Source organism: Pseudomonas sp. FSL L8-0168 (genome assembly GCF_037976155.1).
Classification (GTDB): Bacteria; Pseudomonadota; Gammaproteobacteria; order Pseudomonadales; family Pseudomonadaceae; genus Aquipseudomonas; species Aquipseudomonas paracarnis.
Genome location: NZ_CP150262.1, coordinates 364,004 through 381,274 on the forward strand (window position 1 = coordinate 364,004; position 17,271 = coordinate 381,274).

At 59.4% G+C, this 17,271-nt stretch carries 17 protein-coding genes and 1 pseudogene; 14 read left to right on the top strand and 4 right to left on the bottom strand.

Going from position 1 to position 17,271, the window contains the following annotated elements:
- Positions 1–107 precede the first annotated feature (107 nt).
- From iolE to MHH62_RS01575, 12 genes and pseudogenes are all read left to right on the top strand, one after another.
- Positions 108–995 carry a myo-inosose-2 dehydratase gene (gene iolE, locus MHH62_RS01520; RefSeq protein ID WP_019817189.1) on the top strand — a complete coding sequence of 296 codons (888 nt, stop codon included), beginning with the start codon at positions 108–110 and terminating at the stop codon, positions 993–995.
- Positions 996–998: 3 nt separating this feature from the next.
- Positions 999–1,787 (top strand): 5-deoxy-glucuronate isomerase, encoded by a 789-nt coding sequence (iolB, locus tag MHH62_RS01525; RefSeq protein WP_339232297.1) that lies wholly within the window; start codon positions 999–1,001, stop codon positions 1,785–1,787.
- Between the two features lie 26 nt (positions 1,788–1,813).
- Complete coding sequence (locus MHH62_RS01530) at positions 1,814–2,635, top strand: TIM barrel protein (protein WP_014718770.1); 822 nt, start codon at positions 1,814–1,816, stop codon at positions 2,633–2,635.
- 149 nt (positions 2,636–2,784) lie between these two features.
- Positions 2,785–4,710 (top strand): annotated as a pseudogene (gene iolD, locus MHH62_RS01535) (3D-(3,5/4)-trihydroxycyclohexane-1,2-dione acylhydrolase (decyclizing)).
- A gap of 19 nt (positions 4,711–4,729) precedes the next feature.
- Entirely contained in the window at positions 4,730–5,740 is a 1,011-nt protein-coding gene (locus MHH62_RS01540) for a Gfo/Idh/MocA family oxidoreductase (RefSeq protein WP_019817191.1), read from the top strand.
- A gap of 150 nt (positions 5,741–5,890) precedes the next feature.
- On the top strand, positions 5,891–6,919 hold the full coding sequence (locus MHH62_RS01545; protein ID WP_339232302.1) for a Gfo/Idh/MocA family oxidoreductase: 1,029 nt from the start codon (positions 5,891–5,893) through the stop codon (positions 6,917–6,919).
- Positions 6,920–7,045: 126 nt separating this feature from the next.
- On the top strand, positions 7,046–7,222 hold the full coding sequence (locus MHH62_RS01550; RefSeq protein WP_003191673.1) for a hypothetical protein: 177 nt from the start codon (positions 7,046–7,048) through the stop codon (positions 7,220–7,222).
- A gap of 49 nt (positions 7,223–7,271) precedes the next feature.
- Complete coding sequence (locus tag MHH62_RS01555; protein ID WP_014718766.1) at positions 7,272–8,207, top strand: sugar ABC transporter substrate-binding protein; 936 nt, start codon at positions 7,272–7,274, stop codon at positions 8,205–8,207.
- Between the two features lie 65 nt (positions 8,208–8,272).
- Complete coding sequence (locus MHH62_RS01560; RefSeq protein WP_014718765.1) at positions 8,273–9,826, top strand: sugar ABC transporter ATP-binding protein; 1,554 nt, start codon at positions 8,273–8,275, stop codon at positions 9,824–9,826.
- Positions 9,827–9,852: 26 nt separating this feature from the next.
- Positions 9,853–10,875, top strand: coding sequence for an ABC transporter permease (locus MHH62_RS01565; RefSeq protein WP_003191668.1), 1,023 nt, complete (start codon positions 9,853–9,855; stop codon positions 10,873–10,875).
- Between the two features lie 412 nt (positions 10,876–11,287).
- Complete coding sequence (locus MHH62_RS01570; protein ID WP_003191666.1) at positions 11,288–11,692, top strand: TraR/DksA C4-type zinc finger protein; 405 nt, start codon at positions 11,288–11,290, stop codon at positions 11,690–11,692.
- A 158-nt stretch (positions 11,693–11,850) separates the two neighbouring features.
- Complete coding sequence (locus tag MHH62_RS01575; RefSeq protein WP_014718764.1) at positions 11,851–12,054, top strand: hypothetical protein; 204 nt, start codon at positions 11,851–11,853, stop codon at positions 12,052–12,054.
- 1 nt (position 12,055) lies between these two features.
- Here the strand turns inward: MHH62_RS01575 and MHH62_RS01580 are convergent, their stop codons facing one another.
- From MHH62_RS01580 to MHH62_RS01590, 3 genes are all read right to left on the bottom strand, one after another.
- Entirely contained in the window at positions 12,056–12,298 is a 243-nt protein-coding gene (locus MHH62_RS01580; RefSeq protein ID WP_014718763.1) for a DUF2789 domain-containing protein, read from the bottom strand.
- 69 nt (positions 12,299–12,367) lie between these two features.
- Positions 12,368–12,598, bottom strand: coding sequence for a hypothetical protein (locus MHH62_RS01585; RefSeq protein WP_014718762.1), 231 nt, complete (start codon positions 12,596–12,598; stop codon positions 12,368–12,370).
- Between the two features lie 110 nt (positions 12,599–12,708).
- Entirely contained in the window at positions 12,709–12,984 is a 276-nt protein-coding gene (locus tag MHH62_RS01590) for a hypothetical protein (RefSeq protein ID WP_032872432.1), read from the bottom strand.
- A gap of 395 nt (positions 12,985–13,379) precedes the next feature.
- On the opposite strand from MHH62_RS01590, the gene MHH62_RS01595 reads away from it, so the two are divergent.
- A complete protein-coding gene (locus MHH62_RS01595; protein ID WP_019817194.1) occupies positions 13,380–13,829 on the top strand; it encodes a hypothetical protein in 450 nt (149 codons plus the stop codon).
- Between the two features lie 131 nt (positions 13,830–13,960).
- Positions 13,961–14,968: an ABC transporter substrate-binding protein gene (locus MHH62_RS01600; RefSeq protein WP_014718759.1), complete on the top strand. Its 1,008-nt coding sequence runs from the start codon at positions 13,961–13,963 to the stop codon at positions 14,966–14,968.
- 157 nt (positions 14,969–15,125) lie between these two features.
- Here MHH62_RS01600 and MHH62_RS01605 read toward each other — a convergent pair whose 3' ends face one another.
- Positions 15,126–17,252 carry a TonB-dependent receptor gene (locus MHH62_RS01605; RefSeq protein ID WP_339232307.1) on the bottom strand — a complete coding sequence of 709 codons (2,127 nt, stop codon included), beginning with the start codon at positions 17,250–17,252 and terminating at the stop codon, positions 15,126–15,128.
- Positions 17,253–17,271: the final 19 nt, after the last annotated feature.

Genomic DNA, 17,271 nt, shown 5'->3' on the forward strand with positions numbered 1-17,271 from the left:
CTATCCGTTGCAAATGTACTGCCTGACACACTGCTATCGCAGGCAAGCCAGCTCCCACACAAAGCAGATCCCAGTGAATTCTGAAGATAAAAACAAAAGGTGCAGCCATGCCCGCAATCCGAATTGGCATCAACCCGATCTCCTGGAGCAACGACGACCTCCCGGCCCTCGGCGGTGAGACCCCGCTGAGCACGGCCCTGAGCGAAGGCAAGGACATCGGCTACGAAGGTTTTGAACTCAACGGCAAATTCCCCAAGGATGCCAAGGGCGTCGCTGACGTGCTGCGTCCTTATGACCTGGCGCTGGTGTCCGGTTGGTACTCCAGCCGTCTGGCCCACCGTTCGGTGGCTGAAGAAATCGAGGCGATTGCCGCCCATGTCGAACTACTCAAACACAACGGCGCCTCGGTACTGGTATACGGCGAAGTGGCTGACTCGATCCAGGGCTCGCGCATCCGCCTGATCGAGCGCCCGCGTTTTCACAGTGAACAGGCCTGGCAGGCTTACGCCGACAAGCTTACCGAGCTGGCGCGTTTCACCCTGTCCCAGGGCGTGCGCCTGGCCTATCACCACCATATGGGCGCGTACGTCGAATCCCCCGAGGACATCGACCAGTTGATGAAACGCACGGGCCCGGAAGTCGGCCTGCTGTTCGATTCGGGCCATTGCTACATGGGCGGCGGCGAACCCATCGAGGTGTTGCGCAAGCACATCGACCGCGTTTGCCATGTGCATTTCAAGGACGTGCGCAAGCCGGTGGTGCAACTGGCGCGCAACCAGATGTGGAGCTTCCCGGACTGCATCGTCAACGGCACTTTTACCGTGCCCGGCGATGGTGATATCGACTTCGCACCGTTGCTGGATGTGTTGCTCGCGGCGAACTACAAGGGCTGGCTGGTGGTGGAAGCCGAGCAGGACCCGGCCGTGGCGCCCAGCTATATCTACGCCAAGAAGGGTTACGACACCCTGCGTGCGCTTCTCAACCAGAGGACTTGAGTGATGAGCTTGTTGGTCAAAAGCAGCAAACGCGGGCAAACCATGGTGGCGCTGGAAGCCGGGCGCCTGGAATACGTGGGTTTTGCCGCCTACCGCCTTGGCCTGGGCGAAACCCTGCCGGTCAGTGCGGGCGATCAGGAACTGTGCCTGGTGCTGCTCAGCGGTCGGGTGAATATTGAAGGCGAGGGCTTCAATTGGCAGAACCTGGGGGATCGCCAGTCGGTGTTCGAAGACAAGTCACCGTTCGCCGCCTATTTGCCGCCGGGCACTGACGCCCGAGTCACGGCCCTGAACGATGTGCAGATTGCCGTCTGCGCAGCGCCGGGTGCTACGGGTTTTGCCCCGCGCTTGATCCGCCCCGAGCAGTGCAAGCGCAGTGTGCGCGGCAAAGGCGCCAATACCCGTTACGTGTGCGACATCCTGCCTGACAGCGAGCCGGCCCATTCGCTGCTGGTGGTGGAAGTGCGCACGCCGTCCGGGCATTCCTCCAGCTACCCGCCGCACAAGCACGACACTGACGACCTGCCGCACCAGAGCTTTCTGGAAGAGACCTACTACCACCAGGTCAACCCGCCCCAGGGCTTCGTGTTCCAGCGTGTGTACACGGATGATCGCAGCATCGACCAGGCCATGGCCGTGGAAAACAGCGACCTGGTGGTGGTGCCCAAGGGGTATCACCCGGTCAGCGTGCCGTATGGCTACGAGTCTTATTACCTCAACGTCATGGCCGGCCCCAAGCGCGCCTGGCATTTCCATAACGACCCGCAGCACAGCTGGCTGCTGGACCTTTAAACGGTTTTGGACGGAGAACAACAACAATGAAGTCGCCGCTACGTTTTGCCCTTAACCGTATGGTCGCGCCTGATTTGCCCCTGGCGGATTTTATCCAGTTGGCCAAAGCCCTTCAGTGCGATGCCATCGAGATCCGCAACGACCTCAAGAACCGCGAGATCGAATACGGCATGTCCGCCAGCCGCGTGCGTGAGTTGTGCGCCGCGCAGGGCATCAAGGTGTTGTCGATCAACGCGCTGTACCCCTTTGATGTGTGGAACGACGAACGCCGTGCCCAGGCAATCGAACTGGCCACCTACGCCCGTGAGTGCGGGGCCCAGGGCCTGGTGATGTGCCCGTTCAATCAGCCTGGTGATACGCGCAACGACGCGCAGCGCGCCGCCGGTTTGCGCACGGCGTTGAGCGAGCTGGCGTTGATCCTGCGCGAGTACGGGATTCTGGGTTTCATCGAGCCCCTGGGCTTCACCGTATCCGCCCTGCGCCGCAAGCGCGTGGCAGTGGATGCCATCAAGGCCATCGGTGGCCTGGATGTGTTTCGTGTGGTGCACGACACCTTTCACCATCACCTGGCCGGCGAGCATGAGTTCTTCCCGGAGCTGACCGGGCTGGTGCATATCTCCGGGGTGGAAGACCGCGAGGCGCCGCTCGACTCGATCCGCGACGGCCACCGCGTGCTGGTGGGCGAGGACGATATCCTCGGGAATGCGGCGCAGATCGACACCTTGCTCAGCACTGGCTACAGCGGCTATTTGTCGTTTGAGCCGTTTGCCGAAAGCGTGCATGGGTTGGCGGATATCCGGCAGGCATTGGGCAGCAGCATGGCGTATTTGCAAAAGCCCTTGCCATAACGCGATCAAAAATGTGGGAGCTGGCTTGCCTGCGATAGCGGTGTGTCAGGCAATACATGTGCAACTGATAGACCGCTATCGCAGGCAAGCCAGCTCCCACAGTGGATCGGTGTTGAACACTTCAATTGCAGTCACACAAGGTGCAAGTGATGACCACAACAAGATTGACCATGGCCCAGGCCCTGGTGAAGTTTCTGGATAATCAATACATCGAGGTCGATGGCGTACAGAGTAAGTTCGTCGCCGGGGTATTCACTATTTTCGGGCATGGCAATGTGTTGGGCCTCGGCCAGGCCCTGGAGCAGGACAGCGGCGACTTGGTGGTGCACCAGGGCCGCAACGAACAAGGCATGGCCCATGCCGCCATCGGGTTTGCCAAGCAGCACCTGCGCCGCAAGATCTATGCATGCACGGCCTCGGTCGGGCCGGGCGCGGCCAATATGCTCACCGCCGCAGCCACCGCCACCGCTAACCGCATCCCGTTGCTGTTGCTGCCCGGTGATGTCTATGCCAGCCGCCAGCCCGACCCGGTGTTGCAGCAGATCGAGCAATTCCACGACCTGAGCATCAGTACCAACGACGCCTTCCGCTCCGTAAGCAAATACTGGGACCGCATCAACCGCCCGGAGCAACTGATGACCGCGGCGATCCATGCCATGCGCGTGCTGACCGACCCGGCTGAAACCGGCGCGGTGACCCTGGCCTTGCCCCAGGATGTACAAGCCGAAGCCTGGGACTACCCCGACTATTTCCTGCAAAAACGCGTGCACCGCATCGACCGACGCCCGGCCACCAGCGCCATGATCGGTGACGCGCTGGCTGCGTTTCGCGGCAAGCGCAAGCCGCTGATCATTTGCGGCGGCGGGGTCAAGTACTCCGGCGCCAACCAGGCACTGCAAGCCTTTGCCGAGCGTTTCGATATTCCTTTCGCGGAAACTCAGGCGGGCAAGAGCGTCGTGGTTTCCAGCCATCCGTTGAACGTCGGCGGCATCGGCGAAACCGGCTGCTGCCGGCTAACCTGCTGGCGCCTGAGGCCGACCTGATTATTGGCATCGGCACTCGTTATACCGACTTCACCACCTCGTCAAAATCGCTGTTCAAGCACCCTGAGGTGAAGTTTCTCAACCTCAATATCAGCCCCTGCGATGCGTTGAAGCTGGACGGTGTGCAAGTGCTGGCCGATGCGAAAGTTGCGCTTGAAGCACTGGCCGATGCCCTGGGCGATTACCGTTCGGGCTGGGGCGGACAGGTCGCTGACGCGAAGGCGCAACTCGACGCCGAAGTGGACCGCGTGCATCAGGTGCACTACCAGGGCGATGAGTTTGTCCCCGAAGTCGACGACCACCTGGACCGTGCCGTCCTGCGGGAATTCATCGAGCTGACCGGTTCGTGCCTGACCCAAAGCGCGGTGCTCGGCGTGCTCAATGCACGCCTGGCCGATGACGCAATCATCGTGGCTGCCGCCGGCAGCCTGCCCGGCGATTTGCAGCGTGCCTGGCGCAGCAAGGGCGTCAACACCTACCACGTCGAGTATGGCTATTCATGCATGGGCTACGAGATCAACGCTGCCCTGGGCGTGAAGCTGGCCGAGCCAAGCAAGGAGGTGTACGCCCTGGTTGGCGATGGCTCCTACATGATGCTGCACTCGGAGCTGGCCACCTCGATCCAGGAGCGCCGCAAGATCAACGTGGTGCTGTTGGACAACATGGCGTTCGGATGCATCAACAACCTGCAGATCGGCGGCATGGACAGCTTCGGTACCGAGTTCCGCTTTCGTAACCCCGAGAGCGGCAAGCTCGACGGCGGCCTAGTGCCGGTGGATTTCGCCATGAGTGCGGCGGCCTATGGCTGCAAGACCTACAAGGTCAGCACGGTAGAGCAGCTGGAAGCGGCCCTGGCCGATGCGCGCACGCAAACCGTCTCGACCCTGATCGATATCAAGGTGCTGCCCAAGACCATGATCCACGGCTACCTGTCGTGGTGGCGGGTGGGTGTGGCGCAAGTGTCCACCAGTGAACGCACGAATGCAGCGGCAAAAAAACTCAATGAACACCGCCAAGGCCCGGCAGTACTAACAACAAGAGGAGTGTTTGCATGTCTTTGAAACTTGGAGTGATTGGTACGGGCGCCATTGGCCGGGACCATATTCGTCGTTGCAGCCAGGCCTTGCTCAACAGCCAGGTGGTGGCCGTCACCGACATCAACCTTGAGCAGGCGGCCCAGGTGGTGGCGGATTTAAAGCTGGACGCCGAGGTGTACCCGGACGGCCATGCGTTGATCAATTCGCCGGAGGTCGAAGCGATCCTCGTGACCTCGTGGGGCCCCAGCCACGAAGAGTTCGTACTGGCCGCCATCGCCGCCGGCAAACCGGTGTTCTGTGAAAAACCGCTGGCGGTGACGGCCGAGGGCTGCCGCAACATTGTCGAGGCCGAAGTAGCACACGGTAAGCGTCTGGTCCAGGTGGGCTTCATGCGCCCTTATGATCAAGGCTACCGCGCCCTCAAGGCGGTGATCGACAGCGGCCAGATTGGCGAGCCGTTAATGCTGCACTGCGCGCACCGTAACCCCACGGTGGGCGAGAACTACAACACCGGCATGGCGATCACCGACACCCTGATCCATGAGCTGGACGTGCTGCGTTGGCTGCTCAACGACGACTACGTGTCCGTGCAGGTGGTGTTCCCGCGCAAGACCAGCAAGGCGCTGGCGCACCTGCGCGACCCGCAGATCGTGCTGCTGGAAACTGCCAAAGGCACGCGTATCGACGTGGAAGTGTTTGTGAACTGCCAATACGGCTACGACATCCAGTGTGAGGTGGTGGGGGAGAGCGGTATCGCCAAGTTGCCGGAGCCATCTCAGGTGCAACTGCGCAGCGACGCGAAGCTGTCCAACGCGATCCTGATGGATTGGAAGGATAGGTTTATCGGTGCCTATGACGTGGAGTTGCAGGCATTTATCGACAGCGTGCTGGCCGGGCAGGTCGGCGGGCCGTCGGCCTGGGATGGGTTTGCGGCGGCGGTGGCGGCAGATGCGTGTATTGAAGCCCAGGGCAGTGGGCAGATTGTGAAAGTCAGCCTGCCAGATCGCCCACACTTCTACGGCTAACTCACTGAAGAAATGTGGTTAACACTGTGGGAGCTGGCTTGCCTGCGATAGCGGTCTATCAGTGGCAGATTCAGTGCCTGACACACTGCTATCGCAGGCAAGCCAGCTCCCACAGTTGCTTGGGTTCCCAAATCAATTCTGGAGTTGAGCATGCGAATCGGACTAGTGGGCTACGGCCACGGTGGGCGCTTTTTTCATGCGCCGCTGATCGCCACCCTGCCTGGCGCCACCTTTGTCGGCGTGGTGACGCGTTCACCCGAACGTCGCCAGCAATTGAGTACTGATCTTCCAGGTGTCAAAGCCTTCGACTCCATCGGCCAGATCGTCGAAGCCTGCGTCGATGCCCTGGTGATTTCCACCACCCTCAAAGGTCGCCCGGCCTTGGTGCTGGAAGCCATCGAGCACGGGGTGGCGGTGGTCAGCGACAAGCCCTTTGCCGCCAACGCAGAACAAGCCCAGGCCCTGATTACCGCTGCCGAGCGTCAGGGCTCGTTGCTCAGTGTTTATCAGAATCGGCGCTGGGATTCGGATTACCTGACCCTGCGCAAACTGATCGACGCTGGCGCCTTGGGCACCATCACCCGCTTTGAATCCCGCGTGGAGCGCTACAGCCCGCAAGCTGTGGGCAATGCCAGCGGTGGAGGATGGCTGCGCGACCTGGGCAGCCATCTGGTGGACCAGGCGTTGCAACTGTTCGGACCGGTGGAGCGGGTGTTCGCCCAATTGCACTACACACCAGAACATCCCACCGTGGACCACGGCTTCTTTGTCTCCCTCACTCATGCCAACGGCGTGATATCGCACCTGTGGGGCAACGCGTTGCAGAACAGCCAGGCGCCGCGATTTCGCGTCAGTGGCAGCCTGGGTTGCTACACCATCGACGGCCTGGACGGCCAAGAAGAAGTGCTGCTGGCCGGCAAGTCGCCGAAAACCGAAGGTGACCACTGGGGCGCTGAGGAGCACCGACGCTGGGGCTGGTTCGAACAAGGGTCGGAGCGTGAGCGGGTGCCGTCGGAGAAGGGCTGCTGGCCCCAATTCTATCGGCAGTTGCAAGCGGCCGTGGTGGGGCAGGGGCCGCTGCCGGTCAACGCCTATGACGCCCTGGAAACCACCCGTATATTGGATGCCGCACGTTTGAGCGCTGAGCGCCAGCAGGTGGTCTCGACAAAAATAGAATAAAATTCTAAAACAAGTTGATATGGAAATTATTTTCTAATACAGTCTTTTCCAGGTTGCATAAAGTACGTCCCGGAACCTACGGGCGACTCAACAAAAACAAGATCAAAAACAACCAGGTACCGTCAGATGAAAATCTTCAACGCTGTACTGCGAGTTTTACGCCCCCTCCAAGCGCCACGCGGACTGCCCCGCGCCCGGCCGTTCTACTTCTCCTTCCTGAATGTGCTGTGCGTCGAAAACCAGGGCGCGCTGGTGTGCTGCATTCCTGGCGCGCCGGTGGTGAGACTGACAGCCGAGTCCTGATCAACGCAACGTCGAAAAAAACCAACAAGAAAGTGGAGACAGACCGTTCATGAAGACCCCGATCCGTTTTACCGCCCTGGCCCTGTCCATGCTGCTGGCCAGTGGCGTTGCCGGCGCCGCCGACCTCAAGGTGGGCGTGACGATGTCCGCGTTCGATGACACCTTCCTCACTTACCTGCGCGAGGACATGGACAAGCAAGCCAAGTCCTATCCAAAAGGCGATGGCGTGCAACTGCAGTTCGAAGATGCCCGCGCCGATGTGGTCAAGCAGTTGAGCCAGGTCGAGAACTTCATCAGCCAGAAGGTCGACGCGATTATCGTCAACCCGGTCGATACCGCGTCGACCAAGAACATCATCAGTGCCGCCACCAAGGCGGGTATCCCGCTGGTGTTCGTCAACCGCCGTCCTGACCAGAAAGACTTGCCCAAGGACGTGGTGGCCGTGACCTCCGATGACGTCGAGGCCGGCCGCCTGCAAATGCAGTACATCGCCGAAAAGCTCGGCGGCAAGGGCAAGATCGTGATTCTTTTGGGCGACCTGGCGAACAACTCCACCACCAACCGCACCAAGGGCGTGAAGGAAGTGCTGGCCAAGTACCCGGACATCAAGATCGAGCAGGAGCAAACCGGCATTTGGTTGCGTGACAGGGGCATGACCCTGGTCAACGACTGGCTGACCCAGGGCCGGGAGTTCAATGCGGTGCTGGCCAACAACGATGAGATGGCGATCGGTGCGTCCATGGCCCTGAGATCGGCCGGCAAGGAAAAAGGCAGCGTGTTGATTGCCGGTGTCGACGGCACGCCCGATGGCTTGAACGCGATCACCAAGGGCGACATGACCGTGTCGGCGTTCCAGGATGCCAAAGGCCAGGCGGTGGGGTCGGTAGAGGCGGCGCGCAAGATGGCCAAGAACGAGCCGGTCGAGCAGAACGTGGTGATCCCGTTCCAGTTGATCACCCCGGACAACGTCAAAGACTTCAAGTAGCCCTGACACCACAACAATAAGCCGGCAGGGCGGTTACGGCCGTCCTGCAGATGGAGTACCTCCCTATGCTTGCTCAAGCCGCCACGTCGCAGCCCGCCGCTCAACCGGCGCTGGCGCTGGACGAACCCTACCTGCTGGAAATCCTCAACATCAGCAAAGGCTTTCCCGGTGTCGTGGCCCTGGACGATGTGCAACTGCGGGTGCGCCCCGGCACGGTGCTGGCGTTGATGGGCGAGAACGGCGCGGGTAAGTCGACGCTGATGAAGATCATTGCCGGCATCTACCAGCCCGACGCCGGCGAGATTCGCCTGCGTGGCAAGCCGATCACCTTTGAAACGCCGCTGGCCGCGCAAAAGGCCGGGATCGCGATGATCCACCAGGAACTCAACCTGATGCCCCATATGAGCATCGCCGAGAACATCTGGATCGGCCGCGAACAGCTCAACAGCCTGCACATGGTCAACCACCGCGAAATGCACCGTTGCACCGCCGAGTTGCTGGCGCGCCTGCGCATCAACCTCGACCCGGAAGAACAGGTCGGCAACCTGAGCATTGCCGAACGGCAGATGGTCGAGATTGCCAAGGCAGTGTCCTACGACTCCGACATCCTGATCATGGATGAACCCACCTCGGCCATTACCGATAAGGAAGTGGCCCACCTGTTTTCGATCATTGCCGACCTCAAGTCCCAGGGCAAAGGCATCGTCTATATCACCCACAAGATGAACGAAGTGTTCGCCATCGCCGATGAAGTGGCGGTGTTCCGCGACGGCCAATACATCGGCTTGCAACGGGCCGACAGCATGAACAGCGACAGCCTCATCTCGATGATGGTCGGGCGTGAACTGAGCCAGCTGTTCCCGGTGCGCGAAACGCCTATTGGCGAGCTGTTACTGTCGGTGCGCGACCTGAGCCTGGACGGCGTATTCAAGGACGTATCGTTCGACCTGCACGCCGGGGAGATCCTCGGGATCGCCGGGCTGATGGGCTCCGGGCGCACCAATGTGGCGGAAACCATTTTTGGTATCACTCCAAGTTCCAGCGGGCAAATCACCCTGGACGGCAAGGCGGTGCGCATTACCGACCCGCATATGGCCATTGAGAAAGGCTTTGCGTTGTTGACCGAGGACCGCAAGCTCAGCGGCCTGTTCCCGTGCCTGTCGGTGCTGGAGAACATGGAGATGGCGGTGTTGCCGCACTATTCGGGTAACGGTTTTATCCAGCAGAAGGCCTTGCGTGCCCTGTGTGAAGACATGTGCAAGAAGCTGCGGGTGAAAACCCCGTCCCTGGAGCAATGCATCGACACCCTGTCCGGTGGCAACCAGCAAAAGGCCTTGCTGGCGCGCTGGCTGATGACCAACCCACGCTTGCTGATCCTCGATGAGCCGACGCGTGGTATCGATGTGGGCGCCAAGGCTGAGATCTATCGCTTGATCGCCTTCCTCGCCAGCGAGGGCATGGCGGTGATCATGATTTCTTCCGAACTGCCCGAAGTGCTCGGCATGAGCGACCGGGTGATGGTAATGCACGAAGGTGAACTGATGGGCACCCTGGATCGCGCCGAGGCGACTCAGGAAAAAGTCATGCAGTTGGCTTCCGGGATGACCGCAGTCCACTGATCTACAAAATAAGAAGGTGATGGGTTATGAACGCAATAACAGACAACAAGCCGGCAACCGCACCGGTCAAGAACCGTCGACGCATGCCCACCGAGCTGAGTATCTTCCTGGTGCTGATCGGTATCGGCCTGGTGTTTGAACTGTTTGGCTGGATCGTGCGCGACCAGAGCTTTCTAATGAACTCCCAGCGTCTGGTGCTGATGATCCTGCAGGTGTCGATCATCGGCCTGCTGGCCATCGGTGTGACCCAGGTGATCATTACCACGGGCATCGATTTGTCGTCCGGCTCGGTGCTGGCCTTGTCAGCGATGATCGCCGCCAGCCTGGCGCAGACCTCCGACTTTTCCCGGGCGGTGTTTCCGTCCCTCACCGATTTGCCGGTGTGGATCCCGGTGGCGATGGGCTTGGGCGTGGGGCTTTTAGCGGGCGCGATCAACGGGAGCATTATTGCGGTCACCGGCATTCCGCCGTTTATCGCAACCCTGGGCATGATGGTCTCGGCCCGTGGCCTGGCGCGCTATTACACCGAAGGTCAGCCGGTGAGCATGCTCTCGGACTCCTACACGGCGATCGGCCATGGCGCGATGCCGGTGATTATCTTCCTGGTGGTGGCGGTGATCTTCCACATTGCCCTGCGTTACACCAAGTACGGCAAGTACACCTATGCCATCGGCGGCAACATGCAAGCGGCGCGCACTTCGGGGATCAACGTCAAGCGTCACTTGATCATCGTCTATAGCATCGCCGGTCTCCTGGCGGGCCTGGCCGGTGTGGTTGCCTCGGCACGTGCAGCGACGGGGCAAGCCGGCATGGGCATGTCCTACGAGCTGGACGCGATTGCCGCCGCAGTGATCGGCGGTACCAGCCTGGCCGGTGGAGTAGGGCGCATCACCGGCACGGTGATCGGCGCGTTGATCCTCGGGGTGATGGCCAGCGGGTTTACCTTTGTCGGGGTGGATGCGTATATCCAGGACATCATCAAGGGCCTGATCATTGTGGTGGCGGTGGTGATCGACCAATACCGTAACAAGCGCAAGCTCAAGCGCTGAGTACTGCCCTTGTAGGAGCGAGCTTGCGTGGGGCGAAGCACCCCCAATAAAACCGGAGACTGCTGCGCAGTCGGCGGGAGCAAGCTCCCTCGCCACAGCAAGCTCGCGCCTACAGGGGATGAGGCACTTTCAACCGTTTGTCTTCTATATAGCTCCACAACACTGAATTTCTTGCTATAAACGCACTCCGATGACCATTCGCCAAGCCCGTCCTGGTGCCTTTGGGGGTTAATCGGGAAAAAATGCCTGTCTTTTCAGTTGCTGCGCCCTCAAGTCGGCCTTAGACTGCCGCCCCTCGTAAATTGAGTGCCGGGTGGCGCTTGAAATGGACGGCGCCCTTCCGAGACCTGCACAGGCCTTGCGGAACGCTCCCTTATTCGCCTTAATGCACGTATTTTTTATAGAGAAATCAATGACAAAGGAAAAGTTGCTGGCCATGCCGGCGGATGACTACATGAATGCCGAACAGCACGCTTTTTTCGAGAAGTTGCTGCAAGACATGAAGGTGGAACACCACGAGCGCATTGAGCAGAACCGTATCGCCATTGAAAGCCTGGACACCCCGGCCGACCCGGCTGACGCGGCTTCTGTCGAAGAAGAGCGCACCTGGCTGGTGAACGCCATTGACCGCGACCAGCGCATGCTGCCGCAACTTGAGCGTGCCCTGGAACGCATCAAGGAAGATTCCTTTGGCTGGTGTGACGACAGCGGCGAGCCTATCGGCCTCAAGCGCCTGCTGATCAGCCCCACCACCAAGTACTGCATCGAAGCGCAAGAGCGCCACGAGCAGATCGACAAGCACCAGCGTCAAGCTTGATCTGATGAATGGGGCGGCACTCGAGCTGGCCGTCCCCGTCTCTACATTGTTGCTGTTTATGCAATGAAGCTATTCCGCAGATAGCTTTTTCCAACTGGAATAAAACCGTAGCATGGCCGACATTGTTAGCCAGCTAACTAATGCTGCGGAGAAGCTCCATGCAAAACAAAGTCGATGTGGCCGTGATGATCGGCAGTGGCGTGCCTGAAACCCTTCGTGCCCTGGGCCAGCGCGCCTGCTGGGTGGTGTTGCTCAACGGTGAGCAACGCGGCACCGCGTTCGCCAGCCGGGACGAGGCGCAGGAATGCCAGGCTGCCTGGCAAGCGCTGTTACGCAGTGAAGAGTCAGACAGCCTGCATTGAATCAACCGTGGGGACGTTCATGCAGCAGCGCATTGAGGTCATCCACTGCGGGCGCCCACTCTGCGTCGACGTGCAATTGTTCCCTGAGGAAGTTCGCCTGCTGTTCGCTCCAGAATGGCGCGTCGATGAGTTTTACCTCATCGGGCAGGCGATGTTCGGCGGTGAAACGTTCGATGGCTTCCTGGCTGGAATCCAGGCCCAGTTGTTCGAACAGGGTTTCAAGGGTTGGGGTCGTGGTGTCCATAACGTTCTCCATGCGGGTTTATCGTCATGCATGTGAGGGCTCGGGGGGCGCCAGAGTTCTATCGGATTGTCAGGAATTGAGCGCGCCGCAATCCACGGCGGCTTTCAGTGCCTTGGCCGCCTCTTTGCCAGCGACGGCTGCTGCGTCGGCGGTTTTGAACCAGCGGTCTTTTTCCACTTGGTGCGCGGTGACCTTGTTCAGCGGTGGTTTGGCTCGCATGATGATGACCGCTTGAAACTCACCGTCTACTTCTCTCGCATCGCCGTGGATAATAAATTCGCCAATATCAAATTCCGTCACGTATGGCTTTCCCTTCAAGGTAACTGCGTTGATGAAACCTGACCCGCGGGGGGCAAACTTCCATGGACAGGCCAGTATGGCAGTTGTTGAGGGGCAGTGGCGCGGTAAAGTCATCCAGGCGACGAAACGATTCCGCCGCCTGAGGCGTATAGCTTGGCTTCAAGGGACTTGGCCAGTTCGCAGGCTTTGATGTGATCGCTGCGAAACCCCTTGATCTTGCCGCTGGGCACTTCAAGAATATGAAAAAAGTTCTTTCCTGCGGGTACAACTTGGTAAAGCACTGAATTGGAGTACCCATTCAGGTTCAGCAGGCAGTAGTATTGCTGTTCGTCGGGACATGGTGAACGAGTGTGGAAAGACGTAGCGTCGTGTTGACGTCGTTGCATGCTCAGCTCCTGTCGATCGATCCGGTTAGCTTGTCTGCGATGTTTCGGGTGGTTTTCACCCTGGTTGCTGTTCTAGTATTGTCGTCGGTAGTTCGTGACTGGTTCCATGCCCAGATGTTTTTTTGTGTTGGGATGTCGGAAAACTGCATTTTTAATTGGGTTATTCTCTGAAGTCGGCAGACCCGTATTCTCGGGTCGTTGAACCTGTGATTTGCTGTATCACGGTTGACTTCGCATGAGGTCCGCCGTTGAGGTTTGTACTAGCCTTACGAGTTCTCTTCAGTTTTTTAATGACTCTGTATCGTGTCGTAACGGCCATTTTTTTGTGCTGTTCGCTTTGGCGGCCAGTGCTTTTTTGATGTGGGGGCGTTTCCTTGGCAGTCAGTAATCTGGATATGCACGCGTTATTCGTGCTGGGTGATTTGCGCGCAAAGTTGGTCAAGCAGTTTCAATCCCGGTTTGTCTACGTCACTGAACAGACGCCGGAAGGTATTTATATCGCCGAGATCGATACCGAAACGGCGCTGGTCGTGGATGACAAGCCACGTCTGGAACTCAAAGTGGGTGACCATTTTCGCGCGGCGGTGTTGCCCAGCCGTGAAGGTGGAAAGTTCGAATTGAGGTTTCGCGATATCAAGTTGACTGTGTACGGCATCGGCGACTATGCCTTTGTGTCGTCGAACGAAGGCCAGGGTATCGTGTTCAAGGAAGGCCACAGCGTGATGCTGGTATTCGCTGCCCACGATCAATTGCAAGAAGGGTTGACCAAAACCCTGAAAGCCGTGACGGGCAAAGCCGCCAAATGGCGCAAGGGTGAGCTGGTGACCTTCAAGGCCAGCGAGTAGGCGCTGAACATGTTGTGCCTCTTTGTCTTTTGGAACCTCTACTACAGTTGAGTTGACTTAACTATTCAGAGGCTTCGCGCATTTGCAGCAAAGCCGTTCGCCATGACTGCGAAAACGCGAGGTGCAAAGGCATGAAAGGATTGAAGTCACTGCTGGCGATGGGCCTGACGACCCTGAGTCTGTCATTGCCGGTATCGGCCGCCCAGGCGCCGGTGCATTTTGCCGACCTGAACTGGGAAAGCGGCAGCCTGATCACAGAAGTACTGCGTTTTATCGTCGAGAAGGGCTATGACCTGCCCACCGACACGTTGCCTGGCACCACCATCACCCTGGAAACCGCCCTGGCCAAGAATGATATCCAGGTGATCGGCGAGGAGTGGGCAGGCCGCAGCCCTGTGTGGGTCAAGGCGCAAGCCGAAGGCAAGGTGGCGGGCCTGGGCGATATCGTCAAAGGCGCTACCGAAGGCTGGTGGGTGCCGGAATACGTGGTCAAGGGTGACCCCTCTAAAGGACTCAAACCCCTGGCACCAGATTTGAAAAGCGTACAGGACCTGGCGCGCTACAAGGACGTGTTCAAAGACCCGGAGTCCCCAGGCAAGGGGCGCTTTCTCAACAGCCCCATCGGCTGGACCTCCGAGGTGGTCAACAAACAGAAGCTCAAGGCTTATGGGCTGGACGACAGCTACGTGAACTTTCGCAGCGGTTCGGGGGCGGCGCTGGATGCGGAGATTGCCTCGTCGATTCGCCGGGGCAAGCCCGTGCTGTTCTATTACTGGTCGCCGACCCCGTTGATGGGGCGCTATAAATTGATCCAGCTGGAAGAACCGCCATTTGATGCAGATGCGTGGAAGACCCTGACTGACGCAGACAACCCGAACCCGAAGCCGACACGCTCATTGGCTTCCAAGCTGAGCATTGGCGTGTCGACGCCGTTCCAGCAGGAACATCCACAGATTGCCCAGTTCTTCGAGAAGGTCGAGTTTCCCATCGAGCCGCTTAACAAAGCCTTGGCGACGATGAGCGAGCACCACACGCCGCCTCGGGAGGTGGCCCAGGCGTTTCTCAAGGAACATCCGCAGGTATGGAAGGCCTGGTTGACGGAAGATGTGGCGCAGAAGATCGAGGCGAGCCTCCAGTAACCGGCGGTCTTTGTATCGAGCGAAGATCAAGATGTGGGAGCTGGCTTGCCTGCGATGACTGAGTGTCAGACAACATATTTTTATGCTGACCCACCGCTATCGCAGGCAAGCCAGCTCCCACATTCAATTGCATTTCAAGTCAACGGTCGTTGCAGCGTTAGAACTTGGTGTGTACGGCCAGCTCAAAGGTCCTCGGTGATCCCAGATAGTACGCCGGCGACACATGAGCAAACTCTGCGTACACCTCGTTAGTCAGGTTACGCACGCGCCCGGTTACCGAGGTGTTCGCATCCAGCTTATAGCGCAGGAAGGTGCCGAACAGCGTATAGGCCGGTACGGTCTGGGTATTGGCATTGTCCGCGTACACCTGGGCGACATACCGCGCATCCACCCCACCTTGCCAATCCTCGGCAAAATCGTAGGTCAGCCATAGGTTACCCACGCGCTTGGGCACGTTGGTCGGCGTATTGCCCTTACGTGACACCACCGAGCCGCTGGCGATTTTCTCGTTGAACTCATCGTACTGCGCGTCCACCCAGGCGAAGTTGCCTTCGGCCAATAGCTTCGGCGTGATGCGCAACGAGCTGGCCAGTTCGATGCCCTTGGACGACTGCGCGCCCACCGGGATGCTGTTGGTCGGGTCCAGCGGGTCGGTGACGGCAAAGTCCTTGCGTTCGATCTTGTAGGCGGCGACCGTGGCGGAGCCCCGACCTTCCAGGTAATCGAACTTGCTGCCGATTTCCCATTGCTTGCCCGTGGACACGTCGAACACCTGGGTGGTGGTATTGGGCTGTTCGACGGCGGTGCTGTATTGCACATAGACGTTGGCGGACGGGATGAACTGATAGGTCAGGCCCACCCGGCCCGTTACCGGCTCCCAACTGCGCTTGAAGTGCCGCGGGTTGGTGGCGGTGATGGTGCGGTGGTTGGTCACGTCCAGGTCGATGGCGTCATAGCGCAGGCCGGTCAGCAGCGAGAGCTTATCCGTTAGTCCCAGACGGTTTTCCACGAACAGTGCCTTGGTGGTTACTTGGTTGGTCTTGTCCTTGACGAAACCTGGCTGGGTACCGGGAATATCATAGAAGTGCCCTGGGTCGTAGTGGTTCGGGTCCACGGTACTTTTGCCCGGCACGTTCAAGGGGCTGTTGGTGGTGCTGTTGACCTTGTACTCAAAACCACCCGACCAGGTGGTGGCAAGGCCGAACACGCTCGTGTCATGGCGCAGTTCGAACTGGTTGCCGTTCTGCTCGCCCTGATGCCGCACCTGATAGGCCGTTGAGCGGTTCACCGCGCTGTTGTCGGCGTTGTACTGGTAGGTCTCCAGGTTGCGATAGTCGCGCTGGCTGTCGAGGTGGTAGAGGGTGTTTTTCAGTGTGGTGCTGTCGTTGATCCGGTAGTCGATGATTGAACGTGCCCAGATCGTGCGTTGCTCATAACGGCCGTCGGCAACGTTGTAGTTATTGAAGCGGTTGTGCTTGTCGATCTTCAGTTCACCGGCCTTGGGGTTGAGCACCGGCGTACCCCAATACGGGCTGTCTTCATGTTCGTCCTGATATTCCAGGGCCAGGGTGTGGGACAGATTCGGGGTGAGGTCGCTGAGCAGGGAAAACGCCACGCTCCAGGCATCGCGCTGGTCGCGGTCGATGTAGCTGTGGTTGGTGTTGCGGCTCACATCCAGGCGGGCGTAATGCTGCACCTCGGCACCGGGTTCGGTCAGCGCATGGTTGAGGCCGAACGCCAGACCGGCGGTGTCGTAGCTGCCATAGCTCAGTTGGCCTTCGATGGCCTGTTCCTCGCGGTTTGCCAGCTTGGTCACGTAGTTCAGCGAGCCACCCACTGAGCCTGCGCCGTTGATCAAGGAGGAGGGGCCGCCTACCAGTTCGACGCGGTCATAGATCCACGCATCCACCGGCCGCGCCAGGCCCGTGGCGACATTGATGCCGTTGAACATCTGGGTGATCTGGCTACTGGTAAACCCTCGGTACGAGACAAAACCGCCAAAACCGGGCGGGGCGCTGGCGTTGACACCGGGCAGGGTATTGGCCGCATCGCGGAAGGTCTTGGCGCCGTGGCGCTCGATATCGTTGCGGTTGGCGATGGCCACTGACGCCGGGGTTTCCCGCACGCTCAGGCCCAGGCGCGAGGCCATGCCGCTGGATTGGTCCAGGGCCAGCCCAGGCTCGGCACTTTGCTCGCCGTCAATGGTGGTCGGGGCCAACTCAAGGGCCGAGGCGCAAACAGGCAGGCAGCCGAACAGGCCCGCCAGCAGGGGTAAATGTTTCATGGTTGGAATCCTGAAAACT